This is a genomic window from Hyphomonas johnsonii MHS-2 (genome assembly GCF_000685275.1).
Lineage (GTDB): Bacteria > Pseudomonadota > Alphaproteobacteria > Caulobacterales > Hyphomonadaceae > Hyphomonas > Hyphomonas johnsonii.
The window spans coordinates 56607-79232 of the sequence record NZ_ARYK01000007.1 but is presented as its reverse complement, the minus strand read 5'-3'; the positions used below and the strand labels follow the sequence as shown (position 1 = coordinate 79232).

The following is a 22626-nucleotide window of genomic DNA, read 5'->3' as shown; positions in this document are numbered from 1 at the left end:
TGCGGGCTTAGGAATGAAACAATCACTCGACATGCGCCAGGGCCAGTCCCTGGTGATGACGCCCCAGCTCCAGCAGGCGATCAAGCTGTTGCAGTTGTCCAACCAGGAATTGGCAGAATTTGTCGAAGCCGAGATCGAGCGCAACCCGCTGCTCAACAAGGCCGAGGAAAACGCTGAATCCGCCGACCAGGCCGAGGCGCCCACCCGCCGCGAGCAATTGTCGCTGGATGACACGTCGGGTCTCGGTACGGCGCGCGACCAGCTCGACGCGCCGGGCGAGGACGTCTTCGAACCCGGCACCGGATCGGACGCCGCCATGCCCGCCGAAGGGTCCGGCCCGTCAGCCACGACCGACTGGTCGAACGCAACCGGCGGCAGCTTCAGCGGCGACGACTATGACGTCACCGCCAACATGTCGACCGATATCAGCCTGCAGGAACACCTGCACAACCAGCTCAACATTGCGGGCTTTTCAGCGGCTGACCGGCTGATCGGTGCCCGCCTGATCGATGAGACCGACGAAGCCGGCTACCTGCGCGCATCCCTGGCCGACATTGCCGAAGCGCTCGGCGCCGACGAAGCGAACGTGGAAGCGGTCCTCGCCGTCTGCCAGGGCTTCGAACCGACCGGCGTGATGGCGCGCTCGATCCCCGAATGCCTGACCCTGCAACTGAAGGACCGCGGCCGGTTCGATCCGGCGATGGAGGCCATGCTCGCCAATCTCGACCTGGTGGCGAAGCACGACCTGAAGGCGCTTGCCGATGTGTGCGGTGTCGACAAGGCCGACCTGCTGGACATGCTGGCAGAGCTGCGCCAGCTCAGCCCGAAGCCGGGCGGCGGATTTTCCAGCGATACGAGCGTCGCCGTGGCCCCCGACGTCTTCGTCCGGGAATTGCCGAACGGCATGTTCGCGGTCGAACTGAACGCTGAAACGCTGCCGCGGGTGCTGATGGACAAGGCATACTATGCCGAAGTCACCGCCATCCCGATGCGCGACCAGGAGAAGGAGTTCATCTCCGAATGTGCCGCCAACGCGACCTGGTTGATCAAGTCGCTCGACCAGCGCGCCCGGACGATCCTGAAAGTGGCGAGCGAGATCGTGCGCCAGCAGGATGCCTTCTTCGCGCATGGCGTCGCTCACCTGCGGCCGCTGAACCTGAAGCAGGTTGCCGACGTGATCGAGATGCATGAATCAACCGTCAGCCGCGTCACGTCGAACAAGTACATGGCCACCCCGCGCGGCTTTTTCGAACTGAAATACTTCTTCTCGGCCTCGATTCCGGCAACCGGGGGCGGCGAAGCCCACTCGGCTGAAGCGGTCCGTCACCGGATCAAGATGCTGATCGACGGCGAGCAGGAAGACGGCGTCCTGTCGGATGACCAGATTGTCGAGATCCTGACCAGCTATGGTATCGACATTGCCCGCCGCACGGTGGCGAAATACCGCGAGAGCCTGAACATCCCCTCCAGCGTCCAGCGCCGCCGCATCAACCGCGCCAGCGCCTGAGGGCCTATTCGACGACCGGGATTTCGGGTTCGAACATTGCGTTGAGATAGGCTGCCAGGCGCACGCCGCCCTGTGACAGGCGCTGTTTCAGGATGGGCCGGGCCTGGTAGACATAGTCCCATGACAGGATCTGTGTGTCCGGATAGATCGTGTCGCGGATGGCGGCGCTCTCATCTGCCCACTCGGCGGGCCGGGCCTTCGCCCATTCGGCCAGCTGGTCGGACGTGATCTTCTGCACCAGCCAGGCGGTCCATTCGGTATAGGACAGTTCCTCGTACTGGATCAGTTTCTCGTCCCAGACTTCGTGCAGGTTGCTCATTTCCTCGAAGAAGGTGCAGATGAACTGGTTGCCGCCCCGGTCGGTGCCATTGCCGGCATGCAGCGGCTGGTGCAGGTCGCCGACGAGGTGGACGATGAAGCGCAGCGCCAGCTGGCGGTCTTCCAGCGGCGCCGCCGGGTCGATCGCGATGGCCCGGAACTTTTCCAGCGCCGTGATCGCGTTGCCTTCCGTGGGCGCGGTTATCTCATCATAGGTCATGCCTTGCGGGATCGTGACATAGTGCCAGGGATTGGCTTCCGAGCGCCAGAACGGATCAGGGCTGGAGCGCATGAAATCGGCCCAGTCGGCGGCCTCGGCAATCCCTTCCGGGCCGAGGATGCCGTGGATCGCCTGGTCGGCTGACCCGCTGAGATAGTGCTGGGCAATTTCGGCGGTCACCCGGTGGCCTGTCTTGCCCCATGCATGGGCCGGCAGGACGAGGGACAGGGCGATGACAAGCGGCGCGATGAGGCGGTTCATGAAGCAGTCTCCGGGCTGGCAGGGCAGGGTGACCTGAAAGCCATTTGCGCCTGCCGGTCAATGCTGCTGCGCCGATTAAGATGGCGCAGAGGCGAGCAACCGGTCAACGTCGGCGCGGTGCGGCAGGCTGGGCTGGGCGCCGGGCCGGGTACAGGCGAGGGCACCGGCCGTGACGGCAAAGCGCAGCGCATCAGCCTCGGGCATGCCCTCGATCAGCGCCACCGTGAGTGCCGCCGTGAACGTGTCACCGGCGCCGACCGTATCGACCACCTGCACCTGCGGCGGCGTCGCCCGGGCAATCTCGGCGCCGTTGCGGTAGAGCACGGCCCCTTCGGCCCCGATCGAGACTGCGACCAGCGCGCCGGTCCGGTGCACGGCATCGCCATAGAACGCCGCCTCGGTCTCATTGACGCTGATCAGGCTTGCCCGGTCTAGCAGGGCATCCGGCACCGGCATGGCTGGCGCGAGATTCAGGCTGACGAAACCGGTCGCCTTGACGGCCGCTGCCAGCAGCGTGTCCGTGCTGATCTCAAGTACGCCCATCATGTCGGTGATCGCCTGGTTCTCGACATCGGCAGGCCGCAGCGCAGCATTGGCGCCAGGACAGACAACGATCTGGTTCTCGCCATCGGCCGAGACCGCGATCAGGGCGACACCGGTCGTCTCGCCGTTGATATGCTGGACACCCGACAGGTCGACCCCGCCGGCCTGCAACAGGCGCAGGGCCTCTTCGGCCATGTCGTCGGCCCCGACCGCGCCGACCAGCTTGACGTCTGCGCCGAGGCGACGGGCCGCGAGGGCCTGGTTTGCCCCCTTGCCGCCGGGATGGCGGGCCAGCCGTGCACCGGTCACCGTCTCACCCGGCCGGGGCAGGGCCGCGCCGGTGGCGACGATATCGAGGTTGATGGACCCGGTGACGGTGATCATGACGCCACCAGCGATTCAACGAGGGCGAAAAAGGCGTCCGCGTCGGCAGATGTCACCCAAGTGTGCGGGCCGTCCGCCTGCGCTGAGACCTGTGTCTTGCCGAACCGGTCGCCGGGCTCGGTCACGACGCTGACACGCGCCGCGTACCCGGCGAACAGGTCTGGCGCCAGCATGTAGGCGATGGTCGACGGGTCGTGCATCGGTGTCATCTGCCCGCCTTTCCAGCGCGCTTCAAGCGTGTTGGCCGCGTCCAGCAGTTTCGCCATGATCGCCGGGCGCTCTCCTGGCAGCGCGCGGATCGCCGCGACGCGCTCCGGCTCGGCGCGCACCGTATGCGTCACGTCGAGATTGAGGACGGCAGCGGGCACGCCGCTGTCGAACACGACCGCGCCGGCATGCGGGTCGGCGAACAGGTTGAACTCGGCATGCGGCGTGATGTTGCCGCCGGCCGTATCGGCCCCGCCCATGATGACCAATTGGGCGATCCCGCGGGCAATGTCCGGCGCCATGACCAGCGCAGCGGCGATATTGGTCAGCGGGCCGGTCACCACGACCGTGTATTCACCGGGGGCTGCTGCCTGCAGCATGTCGATCAGTTGCGTCACGGCATGCGGACGGGCGAGCGGCGTATCCGGCTCGAACGGGTCGAGGCCGGCAATGCCGCTCTCGCCGTGAAAATCCTCTGCCGTCACCGGCGCCCGCAGGATCGGCCGCGGACAGCCGGCAAACACCGGCACGTCCGTCCGGTCAATGATCTGGCACATCATGCGCGCATTGCGGCTGGTCAGGTGCAGCGGCACGTTGCCGGCCACGGTGGTGATCGCGCGCACGTCGAGCGCAGGGCTCGCCAGCGCCATCATCAGCATCACGGCGTCGTCCACGCCGGGGTCGCAATCGATTATCAGCGGCCGCGCCGTCATGATCTGGTCCGTTCCCTTGTTTTTACTGATCCTTTCACCCGTATCGCGCCAAGGCAAGATTGCGCCGCACATGACGGGCGTGTTACCGGTCAGGCAACTCCAGAAACCGTGTGGACCCTCCGTGACAGATGCGCCCCTGCCCGTCCTGACCCGCCTGCTGGAAGCGGCCCGCGCTGCGCGCCTCAACGCCCATGCGCCCTATTCGAAATTCCGGGTAGGCGCCGCCGTTCTGGATGAAAATGGCACCATATCGGCCGGCTGCAACATGGAGAATGCCGCCTATCCGCTCGGCACCTGTGCCGAAGCGGTGGCGCTCGGTGCGATGGTGGCATCCGGCGGGCGCGAATGCCGCGCGATCCTGATCGTGGCTGGCGGCGACACGCTGATCACGCCGTGCGGCGGCTGCCGCCAGCGCATCGCCGAGCTCGCGGTGCCCGCCACGCGGATCTATTGTGCGGCTGCCGAAGGTGACGCGATCAGCCAGGTGACCGTCGACGACCTGCTGCCGAACAGCTTTCGCCTTTAGGAGGCGACGTCCGCCGGGCGGGCCTTGAGATCGTCCAGCATGGAGCGGTAATTGGCGGGGATCTCCGGCGCGTCGAGGTGCAGGCCATAGCCGTCGAACACCATGTCGATCGTCACGCGCTCCTTCTTCCGGCCGACAAGGCGCGCCACCATGCGGCTTTCGGCAACCACCTTGCCGCCCGAGACGAACGTGTGCCGGAACAGGATATAGCTGCCCTCCCAGCCGACCGGTTCTGTGCGCACCTCGAACTTCTGGGGGAACTGCATCATCCGGTAGAAGGTCAGCGCCTCGGCCTGGATGACCGGCATCCAGCCGCGCTTGCGGAAAACATGCAGGAACCCGGTGCGCGCGATATAGTTCAGCATGGCAAGATCGGTGAACGAGGAATAGCGCGAATTGGTCATGTGACCCATCGGGTCCTGGTCGCCCAGCCAGACGGCCGAGCGGATGACATGCACGTCAAACGGCTCCGTGCGCCGGCCTGAAAAATAGGCCGGGAGGAAGATCCTGAGGAACCTGAAAAAGAGGTTCATGGCTGGTTGCCCATCCCGTTGCTTTTGCCCGGGCCTGTTGCAAGGACGGGGCCGCCCGCAAGGGTGCCAGCGACAAACTAACAAAACATGTGAACGCAGTGCGTCCGGCGCGCATGCCGGCGCCGCCGCAGCAGGCCCCAGCGCAAAATTCCCCGAAGAGTGGAATCGCATCAACCGATGGTAAACATTGCGGTCCTTGATGAGCCGATCGCCACGTCTCGGAAGGAATGGTGCACCCAACAGGATTTGAACCTGTGACCTCTGCCTTCGGAGGGCAGCGCTCTATCCAGCTGAGCTATGGGTGCCTAAGTGGAGCCGTCTTTAGGCCAAGCCGGGCAGGGGTGCAACGGGGCAATGGCCGGTCCGTGCCGGGGCATCGTTTGCAGGGGCCTGAAATTCGGCTAGGCAGGCAGAGCCAATAAGAGGACTCCCTGTCATGTCTTTCCTGCGTCCGGCCCTTGTGGCCCTTTCAGCGCTTGTCCTGATCGGCCTGCCGGCCTGTTCCAGGGAGGCCGAACCGGCCGCCCCGGTCTCGCCCGAGGCCGCCGCCGCAGCTGCAAAGGCAGAGGCCGATGCCGCAGTCGCCGCTGCGCTGGCCGAGGCAAAGGCCTCGCGCGGGGCTGGCGAACCGGCGGTCTGGGTGCTGCGCGATGCCGATACCACCCTCTACATCATGGGCACGGTCCACCTGTTGCGTCCGGAGGTCGCCTGGCGCAGTGACGAGATCGACGCGGCGCTGGCAGCGGCCGACACGCTGGTCCTGGAGGCCGACACGACGAGCCCTGCGGCCGGGCCGGCGATGATGAGATTCGTCCGCGAGGAAGGCCTGTTCAGCGATGGTGGCCAGCTCACCAACCTGCTGGACCCCACCGAAATGGTCGAACTGCAGGACGCGCTCGACTATGTCGGCCTGCCGCTCGGCTCGGTCCAGCCCATGCGGCCCTGGTTTGCGGCCGTGAACCTGTCGGTCATGCAGATGACCAAGGACGGGTTTGACCCCAATGCCGGCGTCGAACAGGTCCTGGTTGCCGAGGCCGTTCGCGACGGCAAGGCCCTCGCCTATCTCGAAACGGTCGACGACCAGCTCGGCCGGCTGGCGGGCCTGCCGGATTCCGTCCAGGTCGACTTCCTGATGACGTCGGTGGAATCGATCGACGAGAGCGCTGTCATGCTCGACGCGATGGTCGATGAATGGATCGACGGCGATGTCACCGGCCTCGGCCTGCTGCTCGCCAATCCGGCGATGATCGGTTCGGACGAGATCTATGATGCCCTGCTGAAATCGCGCAACGAGATCTGGGCGCCGAAGATCGCGGCCATGCTCGATACGCCCGGCACCCGGCTCATCGCTGTCGGCGCCGGCCATCTCGCCGGGGACGACAGCGTGATCGCCATGCTCAGGCAGCAGGGGCTTGAAGTGACCGGGCCATAGGCGCACAGGCGGCTTTCCGCCGCGAGGACAGGCCTGCGTTGCGTGGCACGCTGGCGACGGGGGAGGGCCGCTTCGTGCCATGCGGCTGTGCCAGGGCAACGGTTCTGTAGGGGCGGGTTTCTTGTCGGGTCAGGCGTCGCCGAACAGGTGCGCGGCGATGGCGTCATGGCTCGCGAAGGCAGCGGCCGCGCCGGCCTCGACAAGGCGTGCGGCAAGCCCGGAATCGGCATGGCCCCCGCCGGTATAGCCGAACGCCGTCATGCCTGCGGCCCGCGCCGCGCGCACGCCGTTGACGCTGTCCTCGATCACCAGGCAGGCGTCCGGCCGGGCGGAGATGTTACGGGCGGCAAACAGGAACAGGTCCGGTTCCGGCTTGCCACGGGCAACCTGGTCGGCCGAATAGATGTGCGGTGCAAAGGTGTCCGTCAGGCCGGTAAGGTCGAGTTTCCGGTGCAGGCGCGGCGTCGCCGACGATGACGCCACGGCCACCGGCCCGGCAAAGCGGCCTGCCAGCGCGGTCGCCCCGGCCAGCGCCGCGAGTTCTGCCTCGATCCGGGGCCAGGCGCGGGCATTCAGGCGCTCACCGAAATCCTCCGGGAAAGGCCCCTTGCCGAGACGGGCATAGTCGCCTGCCAGCGCGGCGCGGAAATCCGGCCCGCCGAGCCCGACAAACCGCGTCAGGTAGGTCTCGCGGTCGTAGGCCAGGCCCAGCTCGGCGAGGAATTCGATCTCGACGGCGACATGGATCACCTCGGAATCGACCAGCACGCCGTCACAATCGAATATCAGGGCATCGAAATTCCGCATCGGCACGGCTCAGGCCAGCGTTGCCGACCGGCGCAATGCCAGCAGCGCCTGTTCCATCACGCCGTCGCTGGACGCGCAGACGATCTGGCCGCCGAGCTTCGGTTCGTTGCCCCGCCAGTCGGTGGCAATGCCACCGGCGCCGCGCACGACCGGGATCAGGGCGGCAACGTCCCAGGCTTTCAGGCCGGATTCCGCGACGAGGTCGATCGTCCCGCCCGCGAGGCGGGCATAGGCATAGGCATCAAGGCCGTAACGCGTGATCCGGGCGGTGGCGCGCAGGTGGGTCCAGGCGCCCTGTTCGGCCGGGTTGAACATGAATGCGTCGGTGGTCGCAATGGTGGCCTCGCGCAGGTCGCTGCACGCCGACACGCGGATCGGCGTCTGCGTTCCGTCCTTCACCAGCGCGGCGCCGCCCGGCCAGCCGAGATAGCGTTCGCCGAGCACCGGCTGGTCGATCACGCCAATCAGCGGCACGTCGTCCGGGCCGACCAGGGAAATCAGCGTCGTCCAGACCGGCAGGCCGGCAATGAAGGCCCGCGTGCCGTCGACCGGGTCGATCAGCCAGCGATAGCCGCTGCTGGAGGGCGTCTCGGGATACTCCTCGCCGGTCACGCCGTGGTGCGGGCGCTCAGCCTCGAGAATCGCGCGAATTGCCCGTTCGGCGGCCCGATCAGCCTCGGTGACGGGGTCGAAGGGGGCTTTTGCGGGGATAGAGGGGGTCGCTGTCGGTTGCGGACGGGCGGCAGGCTGCGCGGCGGGCGGGCCGCCTGCCTTGTTGTCCACGCCTTTCAGCGCACGAAAATGCGGCCGGATGGCTATCCAGGCCGCATCTGCGAGCCGCCCGGCGAGGGTCAGCTCATCTTCAAGGGTAAAACCGTCAGGCATCCGGCAGGGCTAGCCATGCCGGGTGCCGGGCGTCAAGCGGCGCCGTGGCTCGACTGGTCGCCTTCAAGGGCCTTGGCCAGCTCCAGCAGGCGTTTGCGCGGCCGTTCACCAAGGCGGTAATAGGCCCGCACCAGTTCCAGCGTCTCTTTCTGCGAGAGGATGTCGGTGCCCATGTGCTCGGCATCATTGGCGGCATCCGGGGCATCAGCGGCTGGAATGCCGTCAAAGAAGTATTGCACCGACACGTTCAGGGCGCGCGACAGTTCGTACAGGCGCGAAGACGTGATGCGGTTGGCGCCACACTCGTATTTCTGGATTTGCTGGAACCGCACACCCACCTGGCTTGCCAGGTCTTGCTGGGTCATGCCCAGCAGCCGGCGGCGGCGGCGGAGGCGCTTGCCCACGTGCAGATCGGTTTCATCAGCCATTACTTGCTCCAAACGCTACAGAGACCGCTAACAGTCCCAATTCAGGAATTTCGAACAAGTCCTACGCAATCGACGTGCCGGACGGCATTTTTTGCCCAAAAAGCAGGCAATCGAGGTTAATTGCAGAGGTGCGACATTCATGCGCTTGCCAAATTGTGCACCGCAACATATTCCTGTCCTTGCACTTCGGTGCAGACGCCTTTGGCGTTTCCTCCCTTTGACTTTGGCCGCACCTCCGGGTGCGGCCCTTTTTTTTGCCCGAAGGGTCAGGCGGGGGAGAGAAGCCGGGCCACGGCGAGGATTTCGGCCGTCACATCGGCCACGATGGCGCGGATGGAGTCGAACCGGTCGGATGGCGCAATGGCGTGCTCATCCATGTAGAGACCGCGATTGATCTCGATCTGCAGCGCATGCACGCCGCGCTTCGGCCGGCCATAGCGCCGGGTCGTGTAACCGCCGGCATAGGGCGCATTGCGGGCGACGCTCAGGCCCTGCGCGCGGAAGGCCCGCTCCACCCGCCCGGTCAGGCGCGGGTCGCAGCTCGACCCGAAGCGGTCGCCGAGCACGATATCGGCCAGGTGGCGCCGTCCCGGCTGGACCGAGGGCATGGAATGGCAGTCGATCAGCAGGGCATGGCGGTGCAGGTCGCGCATCACGCCAAGTTCCTGCCCCAGCTGGTCATGATAGGCGTCATGCACGCGAGCCAGGCGGGCCTCGCCCTCGGCCCGGGTCAGGCGGCGGGCATAGATCGCCTCGCCGCGGGCCGCGACACGGGGCAGGCAGCCGAGCCCGGCATCGACGCGGGCCGTCGGCAGGCCGCAGGGGCGCGGGGCGCCGTCGCTGAACATGCCGGCATCCAGTTCCCGCGGGTCGCGGTTGAGGTCTGCCACGCAGCGGCCATAGCGGGCCGCCATCAGCACGGCCCCCAATTGCGGGGCATCGCTGAACAATTCATCGACAAAGGCGTCCTCGGTGCGCCGCACATCGATCAGCGGCACGCACAGCGCCGCTTTCATCGCGTCCGGGTAGACATTTCCCGAATGGGGCGAGGCAAACAGCACGGGCGCAGCCGCCTTGGCTGGCCGAACCAGCGTGTAGGGCACGTCAAATACCGTTGCGCCGACAGGTTCGGGGCGGTCGCGCTGAGTGATTGGAGTGGCACCGGTCATTGCGCCAATGGTTTGTCAGTTCGCCGGAAGGTCAAGCCTTTTCCCGTACCGGGCAAAAAAAGACATGCCCTTTCTCGCATCTATTCACCGCTGATTTACCCGATGGGGGCTTTATGGCCATATTCGCTAAATCGCACACAAGGGGGCGAGCGTGACCAAGATCCTGCTGGCAGAAGACGATGATTCGATGCGCACGTTCCTGGCGGCCGCGTTGCGTCGCGCAGGCCACGAGATCCAGGACTATGCAGACGGCGAGACTGCCCTGCACGCCCTGGAACGTGAAGTATTCGACCTGTTGCTGACCGATATTGTCATGCCGGGGCTCGACGGTATCGAACTGGCCCGCCGGGGCGCCGAACTCGACCCGGCCATGAAGATCGTTTTCATCACGGGTTTTGCCGCCGTTGCCCTGTCATCCGGCGCGCCGACGCCGGCCGGGGCCAAGGTTCTGTCCAAGCCCTTCCACCTGCGCGAGATCGTCGACGAGGTCGACAAGGTGATGGCCGCCTAAACCATCTTGACGCGGCGGGCCGGATTGGCCATTACCGCCGCTTCCCGATGGATCGGGCGGTTAGCTCAGTGGTAGAGCACTACGTTGACATCGTAGGGGTCACAAGTTCGAACCTTGTACCGCCCACCATCCATGACCGATGGCGCAAAGCGCCAGAAATCGGTCGAGGACCGGTTTCAGGACATGGATGCCCGCAGCGTCAGCAAGGGCTTCCCAAAATCGCCAACTGCCCCCGCGACGCGATCGCATCCCGATGCTAAATCATGTCCTGTCCAGCATCAGGAACGCCCCCCCATGACCCTCACCCTCTATTACCATCCCTTCTCCTCCTACTGCCAGAAGGCCGTGACGGCGCTTTACGAGAAGGGCCTCGCCTTCGAAGGCAAGCTGATCGACGGCAGCGAGCCGGTGATGAGCGAATTCAAGGCGCTGTGGCCGGTCGGCAAGATGCCGCTCCTGGTGGATGACGGCCGGACCGTGTTCGAGGCGACGGCGATTGTCGAATACCTCGACGCCCGCTTCCCGGAGACGGCGCGGATGATCCCGGCGGACCCGCTCGTGGCGGTCGACGTGCGGATGTGGGAGCGGTTTTTCGACAATTACATCGCCTACCCGCAATTTCGCCTGCTGGCCCCGCGTATTGGTCAGGAGGTCGACGATGGCGGTGAAAAGTGGCGGGCCAAGGCCGACACGGCCCTCGCCGTGCTGGACGCGCACATGGATGGCCGGGAGTGGGCGGCCGGTGACGCTTTCAGCCTTGCCGACTGCGCCGCCGCACCGCACCTGCTCTATATCGACTGGACCTACGGAATTCCGGATCATTTCCGGAATGTCTGGGCCTATCGCGACCGGCTGCTCGCCCGGCCAAGCTATGCCCGCGCGCTTGATGAGGCGCGCCCCTATCGCGCCGGTGTCCCGATGAATATCCCCGAGAACCGCGACTGAACGCGCCCTAGGCGAACTTTGCCTTGAAGAAATCCAGCGTGCGCGACCAGGCGAGCTTGGCCGCGTCGGCGTCATAGCGCGGGGTCGTGTCATTGTTGAAGCCGTGGTTCACGCCTTCATAGATGAAGGCCTGGTAGTCGGCGCCCGCCGCCTTCAGCGCCGCTTCGTAGGGCGGCCATCCGGCATTGACTCGCTCGTCGAGCCCCGCGAGGTGGATCATCAGCGGCACTTTCACGATCGCCGCCTCCTTGGTGTCGGGCCATCCGCCATAGAAAGGCACGGCTGCCGACAGCCAGGGCTGGTTCACCGCCATCAGGTTGGTCACCGCGCCGCCGAAGCAGAAACCGACACAGGCCACCTTGCCATTGCATTCCGGATGGGCGCGCAGCGTGTCGGCGGCGGCCATGAAATCCTGCACCATCGCGCCGCTGTCGCGCTGCGATTGCAGGGCGCGCCCGTCATCGTCATTGCCAGGATAGCCGCCGAGCGGGAACAGCGCGTCCGGTGCCAGCACGACATAGCCGGCCAGCGCCGCGCGGCGCGCAACATCCTTGATGTGCGGGTTCAGGCCCCGGTTCTCGTGCACGACCACCACGCCCGGCCGCGTGGCAGGGCCGTCCTTGAGGCGAACAAGGTCGCCTGACATGTCGCCGGCACCGGTCGGAGAGGCAAAGGCGAAAGTCTCGATTTTCAGGCGCGGGTCGTCAGGCGATGTCTGCAGCTTGGAATCATAGTCCGGCATCATGCAGGCCGCCAGCATGCTCACCGTCAGGCCCCCGACGGCATACTTGCCGAGGCCTTCGAAGAAGGCGCGGCGCGACATCGCGCCATGCGCATAGGCGTCGTAGAGGTCGAGTGCGCCCTGTGGCACGGGCAGGGAATCGGGGCGGTGGCTCATGATGTGTTCCTTCTTTGCCGGTTTGCGGGAAAGGGTAGGGCAGTTCGCGCCGGGGGAAAGGCGCGCACCGGGTGTCGGGTCATGTCGCGGGCGATGGGGCGCTGGCAGGCTGCATGTCCTGCAGGATGCGCGCCTGCTTGTCCGGGCTCTTCCAGAGGAAGCTTGCGGGCAGGCCGAGCCGCAGGCAGGCATCGGCCGGCGGGCTGTTGGGCACGGGAATTCGCTCGGCCGCAGCGCCCATGAACCGCACCACGCGTTCCCCCCACGGGCCGAGATCATAGGCCGGGCCGAGTTCGAGGCGCGCGCGCACGTCCGGCGGCAGGATCGCCACCGCCGCATGGACGACAGCGCTCTGCAGGCCTTTCGGCACGCCGCGCGCGGCCCGCCCGGACTTCATGATGTCGAGGAATTCGGTATTGATCGGGTGCGGCTCGAAGCGCGGCAGCAGGGTTGCCAGCATGGCATGGAAGTCTGCCTCGCAGGTCAGCGGATGCTTGACGCCGTAGAGGCGCGCCACAGCTTCGCCTTCCCGGTAGAAGCGCTGCTTGTCGGCGTCCGATACCGGGCTGACGAACCGGTCATAGGCCGTCAGGAAGCCATACCCGGCCGTGGCGCTGACCCAGTCGAGCAGGTCGACGTCCAGCGCCGTGTAGGGTTCGCCCGACGGCGTTACGCCCTGCACATGCGCATGCATGTTGGTGATGCCCTGGATCACCCGGCGCGCCGCCGATTGCGGGCCATAGACCCCGACCATGGCCGCGACGCCGGTGCGCCGTGACCGGCCGATCGGGTCTGTCTTGAAGACTGAATGGTCCCACACGCCGGACCGGATGCGTGCATCGGCAAATTCCAGCAGCACCGCTGCAATGCCGCCAACGCCGAGCGCGATCGGGTTCTTGAACACGCGCCACGAGACGGAGTCCGGCGCCGCGAAAGCGGGTTCGCGGTCGGGATGGCGAAAATCGATCTTCCAGCCGAGATAGGATGTCATGCCGAGCATGGTTCGGGGCTTTCCGGGGCCTGCACGATTGCAGACTAACAGGCCGGTCCGCTGCGACCAAGGCCGAACGCGCCCGCACGCGCGGCGGGCGAAAACCGGTTTGTGCTGCCGCGCCGAACCGCTAGGCTTGCACAGCATTGCGGGAGACGGCTCAACATGGCGGAAGAACCACTCGCTGAGGCAAGCGCAGGCGTTGCCGCCCTCGCGGCCTGCCTGGCCAGCCTTCGCCGCGACCGCGATGCCCGGATCGTCGGCCTGACCGGCTCGGTGGCGGCCGGCAAGACGACGCTGGCCGGCCAGGTTTCGGCGGCGCTGGTGCCCGGCCTGACGGTCGACAGCGTATCGACCGACGGCTTCCTGTTCCCGAACGCCGTGCTGCAGCCGCAGGGCCTGCTGATGCGCAAGGGCTTTCCAGAAACCTATGACCGGGCCGGCTTCACGGCGGCGCTGGCCAGCCTGCGCCAGGGCGAGGCGGATTTTCCGGCCCACAGCCATGTCATCTATGACATCGACCCGGCCCTGACGCGCACCATCCACCTGCCGGACATCCTGATCCTGGAAGGGCTCGGCTTCCAGCCGCCCGCCCGGCCTGACCGGACTGCAGGCGATCCCGACGTCCTGATCTATCTCGACGCGTCGGAAGCGGATCTCGAATACTGGTATGTCGAACGCTTTGTCGGGTTCTGGGAGGCTGCCCGCACGGACCCCAAATCCTTCTACGCGCAATGGCTGCACATGAGCGAGCCGGAACTCAGGGCATTCGCCAAGTCGGTCTGGGACGGCGTCAACCTGCCGAACCTGCGCGACCATATCCATCCGCTGAAGGCCCATGCCGACATCGTGGTCAGCAAGGACCGCGGCCACACGGTCGCGGTCACCGAAGACCGGATCAGCTGAACGTCCGGATCGGGTTGGTCCCGTCCCAGCCTTCGGCCTGTTTCCGGATATGGGCGAAGGTCTTGCCCTTGGTGCCGCTGATATCGGAAATCTCGACAATCGTGCCCGGGTGCGCCTCGGTATCGAAATAGGCGAACCGGCCCTTCTCGCCGCCGATCTGGCCCTCGTGGCCGACGGTGTAGCCAAGGCCGATGGCCTTGTCGTAGAGGCCCTGGTAATCGTGCGTCCAGTAGGACATGTGCTGCAGGCCTTCCTTCCCGGCGTCGAGGAAGTCCTTGTACATCGAGGGCGCATCATTGCGCTGCTGGATCAGTTCGATCTGCAGGTCGCCGGAATTGGCCAGCGCGATGCTCATCTTCACGTCGGAGGCGACACCGCGATAGGTGAACCAGTCGGTCTTCACGTCCTCGATATAGAACCACGGGCCGACGCCCATTATCTCGATCCAGTGCGCCATTGCGCTCTCGATGTCGCGCACGACATAGCCGTTCTGGCAGACATTCCCGAATATGCGGCTCATGGTTTCCTCATCACCAGTGTGGCGGCGGCGTGTCCTCGCCCGGTTCCGAACTCATCGCCTGCACCGCGTTCGCATACTGCTCGGTCAGCCGGGCGACCTGGCGGGTCAGCCGGTCGATCTCTTTCCACTGCGCGATGACGGTCTTGTTCAGGTCTTCGATCACGACGTCCTGGTGGACGATGCGGGTTTCGAGCGTATCGAGGCGGTCTGTATCGGTCATTGCCGCTTCTTAGCGCGCCGAGGGCCGGGCGGGCAAACACATTGATGCGGCCAAAGACGCTGGACGCAGGCCCGTCACCGGCTCTAGACGGTCCCCATGACCGACTACCGCTTCTCTGTCGCGCCGATGATGGACTGGACTGACGCGCATTGCCGCGCCTTCCATCGCTGCCTGACGCGGTCGGCGCTGCTCTATACGGAGATGCTGACCGCCGACGCCATCATCCACGGGGACCAGGAGCGCCTGCTTGGCGAGGCGCCGACCAATCGCCCGACTGCCCTGCAGCTCGGCGGGTCGGACCCGGCCAAGCTCGCTGCGGCCACGAAGATCGGCGCCAGCTCGGGCTACCAGGAAATCAACCTCAATTGCGGCTGCCCGTCATCGCGGGTCCAGTCCGGGGCGTTCGGCGCCTGCCTGATGGCCGAGCCGGACCTTGTCGCTGCCTGCGTTGCCGCCATGCGCGAGACCGTCGACATTCCAATCACCGTCAAGTGCCGCATCGCCATTGACGACATGCCGGCCCGCGAAACCCTGTTCACCTTCATCGACACGGTCGCGGCAACCGGTGTGACCGGCTTCACCGTCCACGCCCGCAAGGCCTGGCTGAAGGGCCTCAGCCCGAAGGAAAACCGCGACGTGCCGCCGCTCGACTATGCCCTCGTCGCAGACCTGAAAGCCGAACGCCCGGGCCTCTCGATCACCCTGAATGGCGGCATCACCACGATCGACGCGTGCCGCGAGCACCTGAAAGTCTTTGACGGCGTCATGCTCGGCCGCGCCGCCTACCAGAACCCGTCCTTGCTGGGTGAGGTCGACGCGGCCTTTGGCGGGGAAGGCGCTCCGCGCGTCTCGGCGCATGACGCGATCATGGCCTACCGGCCCTACATGGCCGCGCGGCTCGCCGAAGGCGTCGGCCTGCACGCCATGACGCGCCACATGCTGGGCCTGTTCAACGGCCAGCCCGGCGCCCGCGCCTGGCGCCGCATCCTGTCGGAAGGCGCGCCCCGGCCCGGCGCAGGGCTCGACGTGCTCGACGCCGCCGTCGAGGCGATCACGGGGCATGCGGACAATCGCGTGGACGCCTGACCGGCCTCGGCCTGTCCCACACCGCACGCGCCGCATCCTGCAGCCGGTCCGGCAAAAGCGCCCGCGCCTCTCCGCCCCCGATCCCCGCCGTCCTATACTGCCCCCGTCGCCGGTGCTCCCACCGGTGACCGGTCCGGGGTCTTTGCCTGCCCCACGCGGATGGAACGGCGGCCAGCTGTGCACGGCAGGGCGCTCTACCATTCACTGTACTGAACCCATTGCCTTGCCTCGCGGCTCCGCCGCCCATCCGCAAGGACTGGACTCCACCACCCCACCGGAAGGGCTCCGCCCTGTCCGGGATTTGGTGCTGGTCTTGTTGGCCCGTTCCACGCTCCGCGCCAAAGCCGATCGGCGCAAAAATATCGCTTGCGTGTTGTCTCGGCTGGGCCGCTAGCTGAACGGGCGGCAATTTGATTTGGGGAAATCAGTGCCCGGCTTTCCTTGAAAGGAGTGAAGAGGGGTCAACATGAGAACAATCGAGGTTTTCGCGCTGGCGGTTTTGCTGGCAGGGTGCGCAACTGCGCACACGACTATCGGCCTTGGTCTGGCTGAAAGCGCAGGCGGACAGCCCGGCATCAACGGCACGGCGGCGGATGAGGCGGTCCTGATTCTCGCTATCGGTCCGGTTGCCACAGCTGGTGGATACCAGTTTCAGCGGCTGACGGACGACAGGGGTGGCTTCGATGACGACCAGGTCATCCTGGGCTTTGCCGCCTGGGGCGTTGGCGACAAGATGAAGCGCCCGGAGGGTGGCAAGTCATCCGTTTGGGTCCTCCATGACGAGATCAATTTCCTGATCAAGAAAATCGAGCCCGGCACGTACGCGGCAACATATGTCACGTGGAATACATTCACCGGAGTTTACTCGGGAACCGCGTCGCTGTGCCAGAACGAGGGTGCGGCGACGTTCGAAATTCAGTCCGGGATCAATATCCTCTCGTCCCGCGATGCTTACCCGCCCGGAACCGCGGCGCGCCTGTCCGGGCAATTTTCGGAAGAAGATGTCCTCGCCCAGTTTGACAAGACGCGGCAGAATTATCCGAATTTGAAAGGCGCCCCCCGCGTCGTCTATCCCGCTCTGGAAACACGCTGGTCCAAGGCCGATGGCGGGTTCTTCTCCACCCCTTGCAGCGCGGCCGTGGCAGGCACGGTCGCGGTGAGCAGGCTGCGGCAGGTGGCCGGCGATGTTGCGCCGGATGACGCGGACAAGGCAGCCATTGCGGCTGCGCTCGCCAATGTTGAAAGCAGGTCGGGACAGCCTGGCAAATCGGGGAAGACAGAGTGATGGCACATCTCATATCGACAGCGTTTCGTTTCACGGGCACTTTCCTGGCCGGTGCGATGCTGTCCGCCTGCATCTCGCTCACACCGGACCAGGTCTACCCTTTGGGCTCGACACTATCGGCTGACCCATCCCTTGTTGCGAATCTGGACGCGCCGCTGGAATCGACAATCAGGACAGCCAAGTCGGGCGAGATCATCCTGAAACAATCGGTGCAGAACACCTCGGTCATGATCCTGGAAAATACTGTCACGCCGGTCGGTGATGTCAGCCTCGCTGTCCAGGCGCGGTCGGTCGAACTGACCGAGGGGCTGGCATTCTATCCGGCAATCAGCTTCGGGAAGGAGAATGCGCTCGTCGCCTGTTCGTTTGATCGGCCGGCGGTGTGGACTCCAAGGTTGAACCCGGGCGCCAGCGGGCAGGGCAAGGTTTGCTTCGAGCTTGAGAAAATCGCCGGCAAGATCGACTTTTCGCAAGTCGGGCAGGGGCTGGGCGGGCGTTCATCGTCCGTCTTTTTCTTTGTGTCCGACAGACTCGGTTTTGCGGAACCGTCCGGACCATACGAGAAGCTCTTCAGGTGGGATCCGCAGCTGACATACGAGGTCTCTGAACCTGCGCGTTTTCGGACAATGACGCCCACGGAATCCGCAAAGTCCCGTACGCCGAACATCGCCCTGAGGTTCATTTCCACCGAAGCGGGAGGGCAGATCAAGCCGGTCTATCTGGCGGGAGACCAACCTGTCGGCGTGCAAGCCGACCCGATTGTCATCGGCGCCGACCAGGACTTCCCGATCAAGATCAGATACGATGGTGCGGACATCGAGATTCTCGCCCTGAAGGAAGGCGTCCTGGCCTATCGAGTCTTGTCGGGGTTTACGACGGGCGCGACCTACATCCTGGACCTGCCGGAATCGGCCACGCCGATGGATGCCGCCTCGCCGTAAGCTCGCCGCCGCCCATCCGTCAGGACTGGACTCCACCGCACCACCGGAAGGCCACGGCCCTGTCCGGGTTGTGGTGCTGGATTTGGCCGGAATTTGTTGCGACCCCCAATAAATAGTAGTTAGCTGCCGAATACTATTTCGAGGCGATGTGGTGAATGCGGAGTATTCCAAGTTTATTGGCTCTTTGGCAGCCCATATTAGTCAAGCGGTGGAATGAGGCGGTGGGGAACATTTGTGTCGATTATCTCTGAACTGAGCGCGTGCAGCCAATCGCGCCGTGCTGGACTGAAGCAACTTGTTTTGGCTTCTTTCCATTGGAAGCCCCGGAGTACCTCAGATGTACGGATGGCTTCAACTAATCCTTGCGCCTGTCTTGTGCCAGCTTTCAAGCGGATTGCCCTATTTTCGCTGATTGCGTTGTTTTCGGCCAGCGCTGCCGGGGCGCAAACAGACACGACTTCGGGCCCGCCGGAAATAGATCAGGCCAAGCGGGTAAAGGAAATCTGCGCGGCCTCTGTACAGCAGACAAGCACCCCGACAGGAAGCGCGCTTGCCGGATCACTTGAAGGGCTGACAAATTACTATCGCCGTTCGGCGCTGAGTTGTCAGCTTCCCGAGCAGAGCTTTGTTCTCACGGTTCCGGAGCAAATTCGGATCGTCGGGGACAATAGTACCCCTGAACACAAAAGGCGTTTGATTTGTCGTCTGGCGGATATGCTCCCGGCGCACATCAGCGCGGGTGAATCTAGGAAGCTACTGGGGGAGATGGACGGATATAACCGAGTTGAGGCCATCAGCTGCATCTCAAAGAAGATCACAGAAGGTCTCTCGGTATCCGAAGTGGTTGAAATTCTCGGTCCCATCATGCCGGAGAATGATCAGAAATGGAGCCTCCAGTCCTACAGCCCGCGCGACCATATTTCGGCATTGTGCAAACTCTCGGCGCTGATGACGCACGATATAGATGCTCAGAGTGCGTCTGATGTCCTCGGGCTTGCGCGCAATTATGATAGATTCCGCGCGCTCGGTTGCTTCGTTGACAAGCTCCAGGATGGACTTGGTTGGGCTGATGTCGATCTGCTGGTCGGCGCATCAGTCTCATCGAAGGGCTTGATCATGGACCGGCTTGGATCAAAGGCTCCGGATGGGCTGAACAAGGACCGCCTATCGCGTTTTCAAGCTGATTTCGTTTCCCGTCAGTTTTTGGTGGACCCGGATCCTCCAGCCTGGCTGAAAGGGCAGTGCGTCGGGTGGGCTAAACTGGCATTTGCCGAAGTCTCTCGCGTTCCACTCAACATACCCGTAGGTACCGCGCGCAACATACCGGCTAAAGCTGCGAGTGCGGGACTGACCATAGAAACGGATCCGAAAAAGGCGCGCGTCGGTGCTCTGATTGTTTGGGATAATGGCGGCGCGGGGCACGTGGGAATTGTCACCAACATCAGGCGGAACAGCACTACCGCAGACGTTGAAAGAATTGTAGTCGCTGAATCCAATTGGGGTATCGCGACGGAAGCGGGTTCGAAGAGATGGGGGATTGATTTGGAAACGGCTAAACGGGAGCTCGTAACCGATTCATATGGGCAATTCTCTACATCGTCCTTCTATACAAACTCGCTGGATCGACCTGCGCCGTCAACGAAGACTCCATTGAGCTACAAGTTTGCCGGATATGTCTTGCCGGAATGAAATCAATCTGGATTGAAGAGAGTCAGCGGTTTTATATCTGGACGCCGATTTGGTGATTGGCGACAACGTTGAGCGGTCGCAGTCAATGTGCCCGCTCGCTGTAAATAGACATGGTGGTCCGATGATGGAGTCGAAACACACGCCATGATGAAGTCACCGGGCAGGGCGTCTGGGGTTGGAGGAGGTTGCCTCAACGACGCCCGCTGGCTTGATCGCGAATGCGATCAAGCGCCGACTGCTCACCGCATATGGCAGGCAATCGGCGCACCATCCAACCGGATGGTCACCATAAATTATCCGTACACCATCATCCCCTTCGGCCCTGAGCCTTCGAGATGAAGGCCTAAAGCGAAGTTGTCGTTGTTTCAGAATTCGTCAGCCCGCTGTTGTTGACAGTGACCTGGACGGTTTGTGGTTGTGAATTGGAGGCGATAACGATTCCCCAAATCCAGGCTCCGAGCATCATCGGGATGCCAATGATTGCACCAACGACGGTGAAGCAAAGGGTTAACCCGATTGCCCAGATGAGAATTTGCCCAATTCCCTGTCCCACTTTTCCGATCACGAACGAACCTACGCCCGGCATTAAAATATTCAGAATGATCGCCAATGCTTTCATCTCGTCGCCCCCCTTGAGCTTGCATAGGGAAAGTCTGCACAAAAATACCCTGCGTGCAACAAGGGATTGAATATTTTGGTGAATTCGCAGGTGCGAAAGATCTCGGGATCAATTCGTGGAAATAAAAGTAAGTATGAGGAGAAAGATTCCTGGACCTCTTCGCGTTCTGCACTTTGCGTGCGCGCGATGCGGCCTGGTTCAGGGTTCGTAGAAGCTGCCAGCGCCAAGCCTATGCGCCTTTCTGGCAGAATCTTGGCAGGCGTTTTACGCCCGGCTACTCCGCCAGGACTGGACTCCACCACCCCACCGGATGGGCACGGCCCTGTCCGGGTTGTGGTGCGGGTCTTGTGGGGTGGAAGGCCTGCTTTCCGGGCGTTCGGCCTGCATGGGGGCTCCTATTGGAGGGCGCCAGGCTCCTGCATCTTCAGGAAGTCGTCCGGGGCCAGCGCTTCAGGCAAGGCCAGGATATAGACGACCTTGTCCTTGACGGCGCCTTCTGCGTGCAGGGTTCGGGCGGGCACGACCACTTTGTCGCCGGCGCTGACGGGGGTGCGGATACCTGAATCGACGTCCAGGAAGTCAGTCTCGCCTTCCATGATATAGGCGTGCACTTCATCAGCGTGCCAATGGGGTTCCAGGCCCGGAGACGGCGGCGAAACAAACGTGGTGGGCCAGGTCGCGTTCCGTTTCACGTCGTCCATGACCTCGGAAAGCGAAGTGAAGTATCCCTGGAAGAATTGAAGTGCCATGAGTCCGCGTCCTTGAATTTGAAGGCATGAGTATGGATCGTGCGGAGTTCGAGATAAACCTAGCGGAGCGCATCATGTTGATGCAAAGTTCGCATCATGCAACTTGCCGCACTCAGAACCTTTTCCGATGTCATGACGCTGGGCAGCTTCGCCAGCGCCGCCCGCTATCGCGACGTCGATCCCTCGTCTGTATCCCGATCGATTTCCGGGCTTGAAGAGGAGCTGGGCTTTCGGCTGTTTCAGCGCAACCGGCGAAAGCTGGCGCCCACGGAAGCGGGCCTGACCTATTTCGGGCATATCCGGAACCTGATTGAAGACCTCGATCAGGCGCAACAGAAAGCGCTCGACCTGGCCACCGAGCCGCAGGGCCTGCTGCGCATCACGGCCTGCACATCACTTGGCCAGCGCGTGATTGCGCCCCTGCTTCAGAAGTTCATGGATCGCTATCCGGCCCTTTCCCTGGAACTGGTGCTGACGGATGCGCAGGTTGACCTGGTCGCCGACCAGATCGACCTGGCCATTCGCTTTGGTCCCAAACCCGGGGGGGATGTCAGCGCGACCCGGCTGGCGCCGCGCACATTCCGGGTGTGTGCCAGCCCATCCTATATCCAGCGCGCGGGCGGATTGATGCATCCGGAAGACCTGTCTGAGCGGGAATGCGTGCTGTTCCCGTTGCCCGGATACCGCACGCGCTGGCTGTTCCGGGACGCTGCGGGGCGTGAGTACGAAGTTCCCGTTCGGGGGCGGTTGCTTGTCTCTCATGGCTTGACGATGACGCAGTGCGCATTGGCCGGTATCGGGCCAACCCTGCTGCCGGATTGGCTGTGCCGGCCAGAGCTCCAGGCGGGAGACCTGGTCGACCTGTTTCCCGAATTCGAGTGTGCCGCAACCGAGTTTGATACGGCTGCCTGGATGGTTCATCCGTCGTGCAAATACGTGCCCAACAAGGTTGAGGCCTTCATGCAATTCCTGCGCGCGGAAATCTGACGCCACATAGCGTCGGCGATGACGCGGTGAGGCCCCGCCGCCCATCCGCAGGGACTTGGACCCACGCAAGATCGGAAGGGCAGGGCCCTGTCCGGCTTTTGGTGCCGACTCGATTGTGCTTGTCCCGAAATCTTCGGCTTGTCCTGACGACATTTGCGATGCGTTCCTGATCTCGCTGGCAGGAGGTTCGGCGTCGCCTGCATTGCTTGATCAAGGGAATTCGCTCGCTGGGTTATTGGGTGGATACAGTCAGCACCAAAACAAAACCGTCCAAACAGTCTTTGACTCACGCGCCTATCCTTGTTTGGAAGGGGCAGCCGCTATGGTTTCGTCTTTGTCAGGGGTC

Annotated in this window: 25 protein-coding genes and 2 tRNA genes; 12 read left to right on the top strand and 15 right to left on the bottom strand. The window is 63.9% G+C overall.

Annotated elements, in window-relative coordinates; translation table 11 throughout:
- The first annotated feature begins 13 nt into the window (after window positions 1-13).
- On the top strand, window positions 14-1507 hold the full coding sequence (rpoN, locus tag HJO_RS13910; protein WP_084142034.1) for an RNA polymerase factor sigma-54: 1494 nt from the start codon (window positions 14-16) through the stop codon (window positions 1505-1507).
- Between the two features lie 4 nt (window positions 1508-1511).
- On the opposite strand, the gene HJO_RS13905 is transcribed toward rpoN, so the two are convergent.
- The 3 genes from HJO_RS13905 to HJO_RS13895 all read right to left on the bottom strand — a co-directional run bounded on the left by HJO_RS13905 (window position 1512) and on the right by HJO_RS13895 (window position 4153).
- Entirely contained in the window at window positions 1512-2306 is a 795-nt protein-coding gene (locus HJO_RS13905) for a S1/P1 nuclease (protein WP_035617950.1), read from the bottom strand.
- Window positions 2307-2381: 75 nt separating this feature from the next.
- Window positions 2382-3233, bottom strand: coding sequence for a ribokinase (locus tag HJO_RS13900; RefSeq protein WP_035617947.1), 852 nt, complete (start codon window positions 3231-3233; stop codon window positions 2382-2384).
- On the bottom strand, window positions 3230-4153 hold the full coding sequence (locus HJO_RS13895; RefSeq protein ID WP_035618089.1) for a nucleoside hydrolase: 924 nt from the start codon (window positions 4151-4153) through the stop codon (window positions 3230-3232). The genes HJO_RS13900 and HJO_RS13895 overlap by 4 nt, the downstream gene beginning before the upstream one ends.
- Window positions 4154-4274: 121 nt before the next feature.
- Between HJO_RS13895 and cdd the strand changes: the two genes are divergently transcribed.
- Window positions 4275-4679: a cytidine deaminase gene (gene cdd / locus HJO_RS13890; RefSeq protein ID WP_241764754.1), complete on the top strand. Its 405-nt coding sequence runs from the start codon at window positions 4275-4277 to the stop codon at window positions 4677-4679.
- Here the strand turns inward: cdd and HJO_RS17890 are convergent.
- Both HJO_RS17890 and HJO_RS13880 read right to left on the bottom strand, forming a co-directional pair.
- A complete protein-coding gene (locus HJO_RS17890) occupies window positions 4676-5212 on the bottom strand; it encodes a thioesterase family protein (RefSeq protein WP_051618628.1) in 537 nt (178 codons plus the stop codon). The two genes, cdd and HJO_RS17890, sit on opposite strands and share 4 nt — an antisense overlap.
- Window positions 5213-5440: 228 nt before the next feature.
- Window positions 5441-5517 (bottom strand) — tRNA-Arg (locus HJO_RS13880).
- 131 nt (window positions 5518-5648) lie between these two features.
- On the opposite strand from HJO_RS13880, the gene HJO_RS13875 reads away from it, so the two are divergent.
- Window positions 5649-6644 (top strand): TraB/GumN family protein, encoded by a 996-nt coding sequence (locus HJO_RS13875; RefSeq protein ID WP_035617946.1) that lies wholly within the window; start codon window positions 5649-5651, stop codon window positions 6642-6644.
- Between the two features lie 129 nt (window positions 6645-6773).
- On the opposite strand, the gene HJO_RS13870 is transcribed toward HJO_RS13875, so the two are convergent.
- The 4 genes from HJO_RS13870 to HJO_RS13855 all read right to left on the bottom strand — a co-directional run bounded on the left by HJO_RS13870 (window position 6774) and on the right by HJO_RS13855 (window position 9933).
- On the bottom strand, window positions 6774-7451 hold the full coding sequence (locus tag HJO_RS13870) for an HAD family hydrolase (protein ID WP_035617944.1): 678 nt from the start codon (window positions 7449-7451) through the stop codon (window positions 6774-6776).
- A 9-nt stretch (window positions 7452-7460) separates the two neighbouring features.
- Complete coding sequence (locus HJO_RS13865) at window positions 7461-8336, bottom strand: inositol monophosphatase family protein (protein WP_035617942.1); 876 nt, start codon at window positions 8334-8336, stop codon at window positions 7461-7463.
- Between the two features lie 32 nt (window positions 8337-8368).
- Window positions 8369-8764 (bottom strand): helix-turn-helix domain-containing protein, encoded by a 396-nt coding sequence (locus tag HJO_RS13860; protein ID WP_035617940.1) that lies wholly within the window; start codon window positions 8762-8764, stop codon window positions 8369-8371.
- Window positions 8765-9030: 266 nt separating this feature from the next.
- Window positions 9031-9933 carry an N-formylglutamate amidohydrolase gene (locus HJO_RS13855; protein WP_035617938.1) on the bottom strand — a complete coding sequence of 301 codons (903 nt, stop codon included), beginning with the start codon at window positions 9931-9933 and terminating at the stop codon, window positions 9031-9033.
- Window positions 9934-10084: 151 nt separating this feature from the next.
- Between HJO_RS13855 and cpdR the strand changes: the two genes are divergently transcribed.
- The 3 genes from cpdR (at window position 10085) to HJO_RS13840 (ending at window position 11389) form a co-directional block, all read left to right on the top strand.
- Window positions 10085-10444 (top strand): cell cycle two-component system response regulator CpdR, encoded by a 360-nt coding sequence (gene cpdR, locus HJO_RS13850; RefSeq protein WP_035617936.1) that lies wholly within the window; start codon window positions 10085-10087, stop codon window positions 10442-10444.
- Between the two features lie 54 nt (window positions 10445-10498).
- Window positions 10499-10573, top strand: a tRNA-Val gene (locus HJO_RS13845).
- 165 nt (window positions 10574-10738) lie between these two features.
- Window positions 10739-11389, top strand: coding sequence for a glutathione S-transferase family protein (locus HJO_RS13840; RefSeq protein WP_035617934.1), 651 nt, complete (start codon window positions 10739-10741; stop codon window positions 11387-11389).
- A 7-nt stretch (window positions 11390-11396) separates the two neighbouring features.
- Here HJO_RS13840 and HJO_RS13835 read toward each other — a convergent pair whose 3' ends face one another.
- Complete coding sequence (locus HJO_RS13835) at window positions 11397-12287, bottom strand: dienelactone hydrolase family protein (RefSeq protein WP_051618627.1); 891 nt, start codon at window positions 12285-12287, stop codon at window positions 11397-11399.
- Window positions 12288-12366: 79 nt separating this feature from the next.
- A complete protein-coding gene (locus tag HJO_RS13830) occupies window positions 12367-13287 on the bottom strand; it encodes an oxygenase MpaB family protein (protein WP_035617932.1) in 921 nt (306 codons plus the stop codon).
- A gap of 156 nt (window positions 13288-13443) precedes the next feature.
- Here HJO_RS13830 and HJO_RS13825 point away from each other — a divergent pair, with 156 nt between their 5' ends.
- Complete coding sequence (locus HJO_RS13825; protein WP_051618626.1) at window positions 13444-14184, top strand: nucleoside/nucleotide kinase family protein; 741 nt, start codon at window positions 13444-13446, stop codon at window positions 14182-14184.
- Here the strand turns inward: HJO_RS13825 and HJO_RS13820 are convergent.
- Window positions 14177-14704, bottom strand: coding sequence for a VOC family protein (locus HJO_RS13820; protein ID WP_035617929.1), 528 nt, complete (start codon window positions 14702-14704; stop codon window positions 14177-14179). The two genes, HJO_RS13825 and HJO_RS13820, sit on opposite strands and share 8 nt — an antisense overlap.
- Before the next feature lie 10 nt (window positions 14705-14714).
- Window positions 14715-14924 carry a SlyX family protein gene (locus tag HJO_RS13815; RefSeq protein WP_035617927.1) on the bottom strand — a complete coding sequence of 70 codons (210 nt, stop codon included), beginning with the start codon at window positions 14922-14924 and terminating at the stop codon, window positions 14715-14717.
- Window positions 14925-15020: 96 nt separating this feature from the next.
- Here HJO_RS13815 and dusA point away from each other — a divergent pair, with 96 nt between their 5' ends.
- From dusA to HJO_RS13795, 4 genes are all read left to right on the top strand, one after another.
- On the top strand, window positions 15021-16010 hold the full coding sequence (gene dusA, locus HJO_RS13810; protein ID WP_035617925.1) for a tRNA dihydrouridine(20/20a) synthase DusA: 990 nt from the start codon (window positions 15021-15023) through the stop codon (window positions 16008-16010).
- Between the two features lie 466 nt (window positions 16011-16476).
- Window positions 16477-17295 (top strand): hypothetical protein, encoded by an 819-nt coding sequence (locus HJO_RS13805; protein ID WP_035617923.1) that lies wholly within the window; start codon window positions 16477-16479, stop codon window positions 17293-17295.
- The gene (locus tag HJO_RS13800) at window positions 17295-18236 is read left to right on the top strand and encodes a hypothetical protein (protein ID WP_035617921.1); all 942 of its coding nucleotides are present in this window, start codon (window positions 17295-17297) and stop codon (window positions 18234-18236) included. Before HJO_RS13805 ends, HJO_RS13800 begins: the two co-directional genes overlap by 1 nt.
- Window positions 18237-18581: 345 nt before the next feature.
- Window positions 18582-19925, top strand: coding sequence for a CHAP domain-containing protein (locus HJO_RS13795; RefSeq protein WP_162173835.1), 1344 nt, complete (start codon window positions 18582-18584; stop codon window positions 19923-19925).
- Window positions 19926-20268: 343 nt separating this feature from the next.
- On the opposite strand, the gene HJO_RS13790 is transcribed toward HJO_RS13795, so the two are convergent.
- Window positions 20269-20544, bottom strand: a complete 276-nt coding sequence (locus tag HJO_RS13790; RefSeq protein ID WP_199285761.1) for a hypothetical protein — start codon at window positions 20542-20544, stop codon at window positions 20269-20271.
- Between the two features lie 395 nt (window positions 20545-20939).
- Window positions 20940-21293: a cupin domain-containing protein gene (locus HJO_RS13785; protein WP_035617917.1), complete on the bottom strand. Its 354-nt coding sequence runs from the start codon at window positions 21291-21293 to the stop codon at window positions 20940-20942.
- A gap of 96 nt (window positions 21294-21389) precedes the next feature.
- Between HJO_RS13785 and HJO_RS13780 the strand changes: the two genes are divergently transcribed.
- Window positions 21390-22280 carry a LysR family transcriptional regulator gene (locus HJO_RS13780; protein ID WP_035617915.1) on the top strand — a complete coding sequence of 297 codons (891 nt, stop codon included), beginning with the start codon at window positions 21390-21392 and terminating at the stop codon, window positions 22278-22280.
- Window positions 22281-22626 lie beyond the last annotated feature (346 nt).

What these genes read in the sequence shown, in the direction of transcription:
- rpoN (WP_084142034.1), top strand. Translation starts at nt 14, where the DNA reads ATGAAACAATCACTCGACATGCGCCAGGGCCAGTCCCTGGTGATGACG.
- HJO_RS13905 (WP_035617950.1), bottom strand. Translation starts at nt 2,306, where the DNA reads ATGAACCGCCTCATCGCGCCGCTTGTCATCGCCCTGTCCCTCGTCCTG.
- HJO_RS13900 (WP_035617947.1), bottom strand. Translation starts at nt 3,233, where the DNA reads ATGATCACCGTCACCGGGTCCATCAACCTCGATATCGTCGCCACCGGC.
- HJO_RS13895 (WP_035618089.1), bottom strand. Translation starts at nt 4,153, where the DNA reads ATGACGGCGCGGCCGCTGATAATCGATTGCGACCCCGGCGTGGACGAC.
- HJO_RS17890 (WP_051618628.1), bottom strand. Translation starts at nt 5,212, where the DNA reads ATGAACCTCTTTTTCAGGTTCCTCAGGATCTTCCTCCCGGCCTATTTT.
- HJO_RS13875 (WP_035617946.1), top strand. Translation starts at nt 5,649, where the DNA reads ATGTCTTTCCTGCGTCCGGCCCTTGTGGCCCTTTCAGCGCTTGTCCTG.
- HJO_RS13870 (WP_035617944.1), bottom strand. Translation starts at nt 7,451, where the DNA reads ATGCGGAATTTCGATGCCCTGATATTCGATTGTGACGGCGTGCTGGTC.
- HJO_RS13865 (WP_035617942.1), bottom strand. Translation starts at nt 8,336, where the DNA reads ATGCCTGACGGTTTTACCCTTGAAGATGAGCTGACCCTCGCCGGGCGG.
- HJO_RS13860 (WP_035617940.1), bottom strand. Translation starts at nt 8,764, where the DNA reads ATGGCTGATGAAACCGATCTGCACGTGGGCAAGCGCCTCCGCCGCCGC.
- HJO_RS13855 (WP_035617938.1), bottom strand. Translation starts at nt 9,933, where the DNA reads ATGACCGGTGCCACTCCAATCACTCAGCGCGACCGCCCCGAACCTGTC.
- HJO_RS13840 (WP_035617934.1), top strand. Translation starts at nt 10,739, where the DNA reads ATGACCCTCACCCTCTATTACCATCCCTTCTCCTCCTACTGCCAGAAG.
- HJO_RS13835 (WP_051618627.1), bottom strand. Translation starts at nt 12,287, where the DNA reads ATGAGCCACCGCCCCGATTCCCTGCCCGTGCCACAGGGCGCACTCGAC.
- HJO_RS13830 (WP_035617932.1), bottom strand. Translation starts at nt 13,287, where the DNA reads ATGCTCGGCATGACATCCTATCTCGGCTGGAAGATCGATTTTCGCCAT.
- HJO_RS13825 (WP_051618626.1), top strand. Translation starts at nt 13,444, where the DNA reads ATGGCGGAAGAACCACTCGCTGAGGCAAGCGCAGGCGTTGCCGCCCTC.
- HJO_RS13820 (WP_035617929.1), bottom strand. Translation starts at nt 14,704, where the DNA reads ATGAGCCGCATATTCGGGAATGTCTGCCAGAACGGCTATGTCGTGCGC.
- HJO_RS13815 (WP_035617927.1), bottom strand. Translation starts at nt 14,924, where the DNA reads ATGACCGATACAGACCGCCTCGATACGCTCGAAACCCGCATCGTCCAC.
- dusA (WP_035617925.1), top strand. Translation starts at nt 15,021, where the DNA reads ATGACCGACTACCGCTTCTCTGTCGCGCCGATGATGGACTGGACTGAC.
- HJO_RS13805 (WP_035617923.1), top strand. Translation starts at nt 16,477, where the DNA reads ATGAGAACAATCGAGGTTTTCGCGCTGGCGGTTTTGCTGGCAGGGTGC.
- HJO_RS13800 (WP_035617921.1), top strand. Translation starts at nt 17,295, where the DNA reads ATGGCACATCTCATATCGACAGCGTTTCGTTTCACGGGCACTTTCCTG.
- HJO_RS13795 (WP_162173835.1), top strand. Translation starts at nt 18,582, where the DNA reads ATGGCTTCAACTAATCCTTGCGCCTGTCTTGTGCCAGCTTTCAAGCGG.
- HJO_RS13790 (WP_199285761.1), bottom strand. Translation starts at nt 20,544, where the DNA reads ATGAAAGCATTGGCGATCATTCTGAATATTTTAATGCCGGGCGTAGGT.
- HJO_RS13785 (WP_035617917.1), bottom strand. Translation starts at nt 21,293, where the DNA reads ATGGCACTTCAATTCTTCCAGGGATACTTCACTTCGCTTTCCGAGGTC.
- HJO_RS13780 (WP_035617915.1), top strand. Translation starts at nt 21,390, where the DNA reads ATGCAACTTGCCGCACTCAGAACCTTTTCCGATGTCATGACGCTGGGC.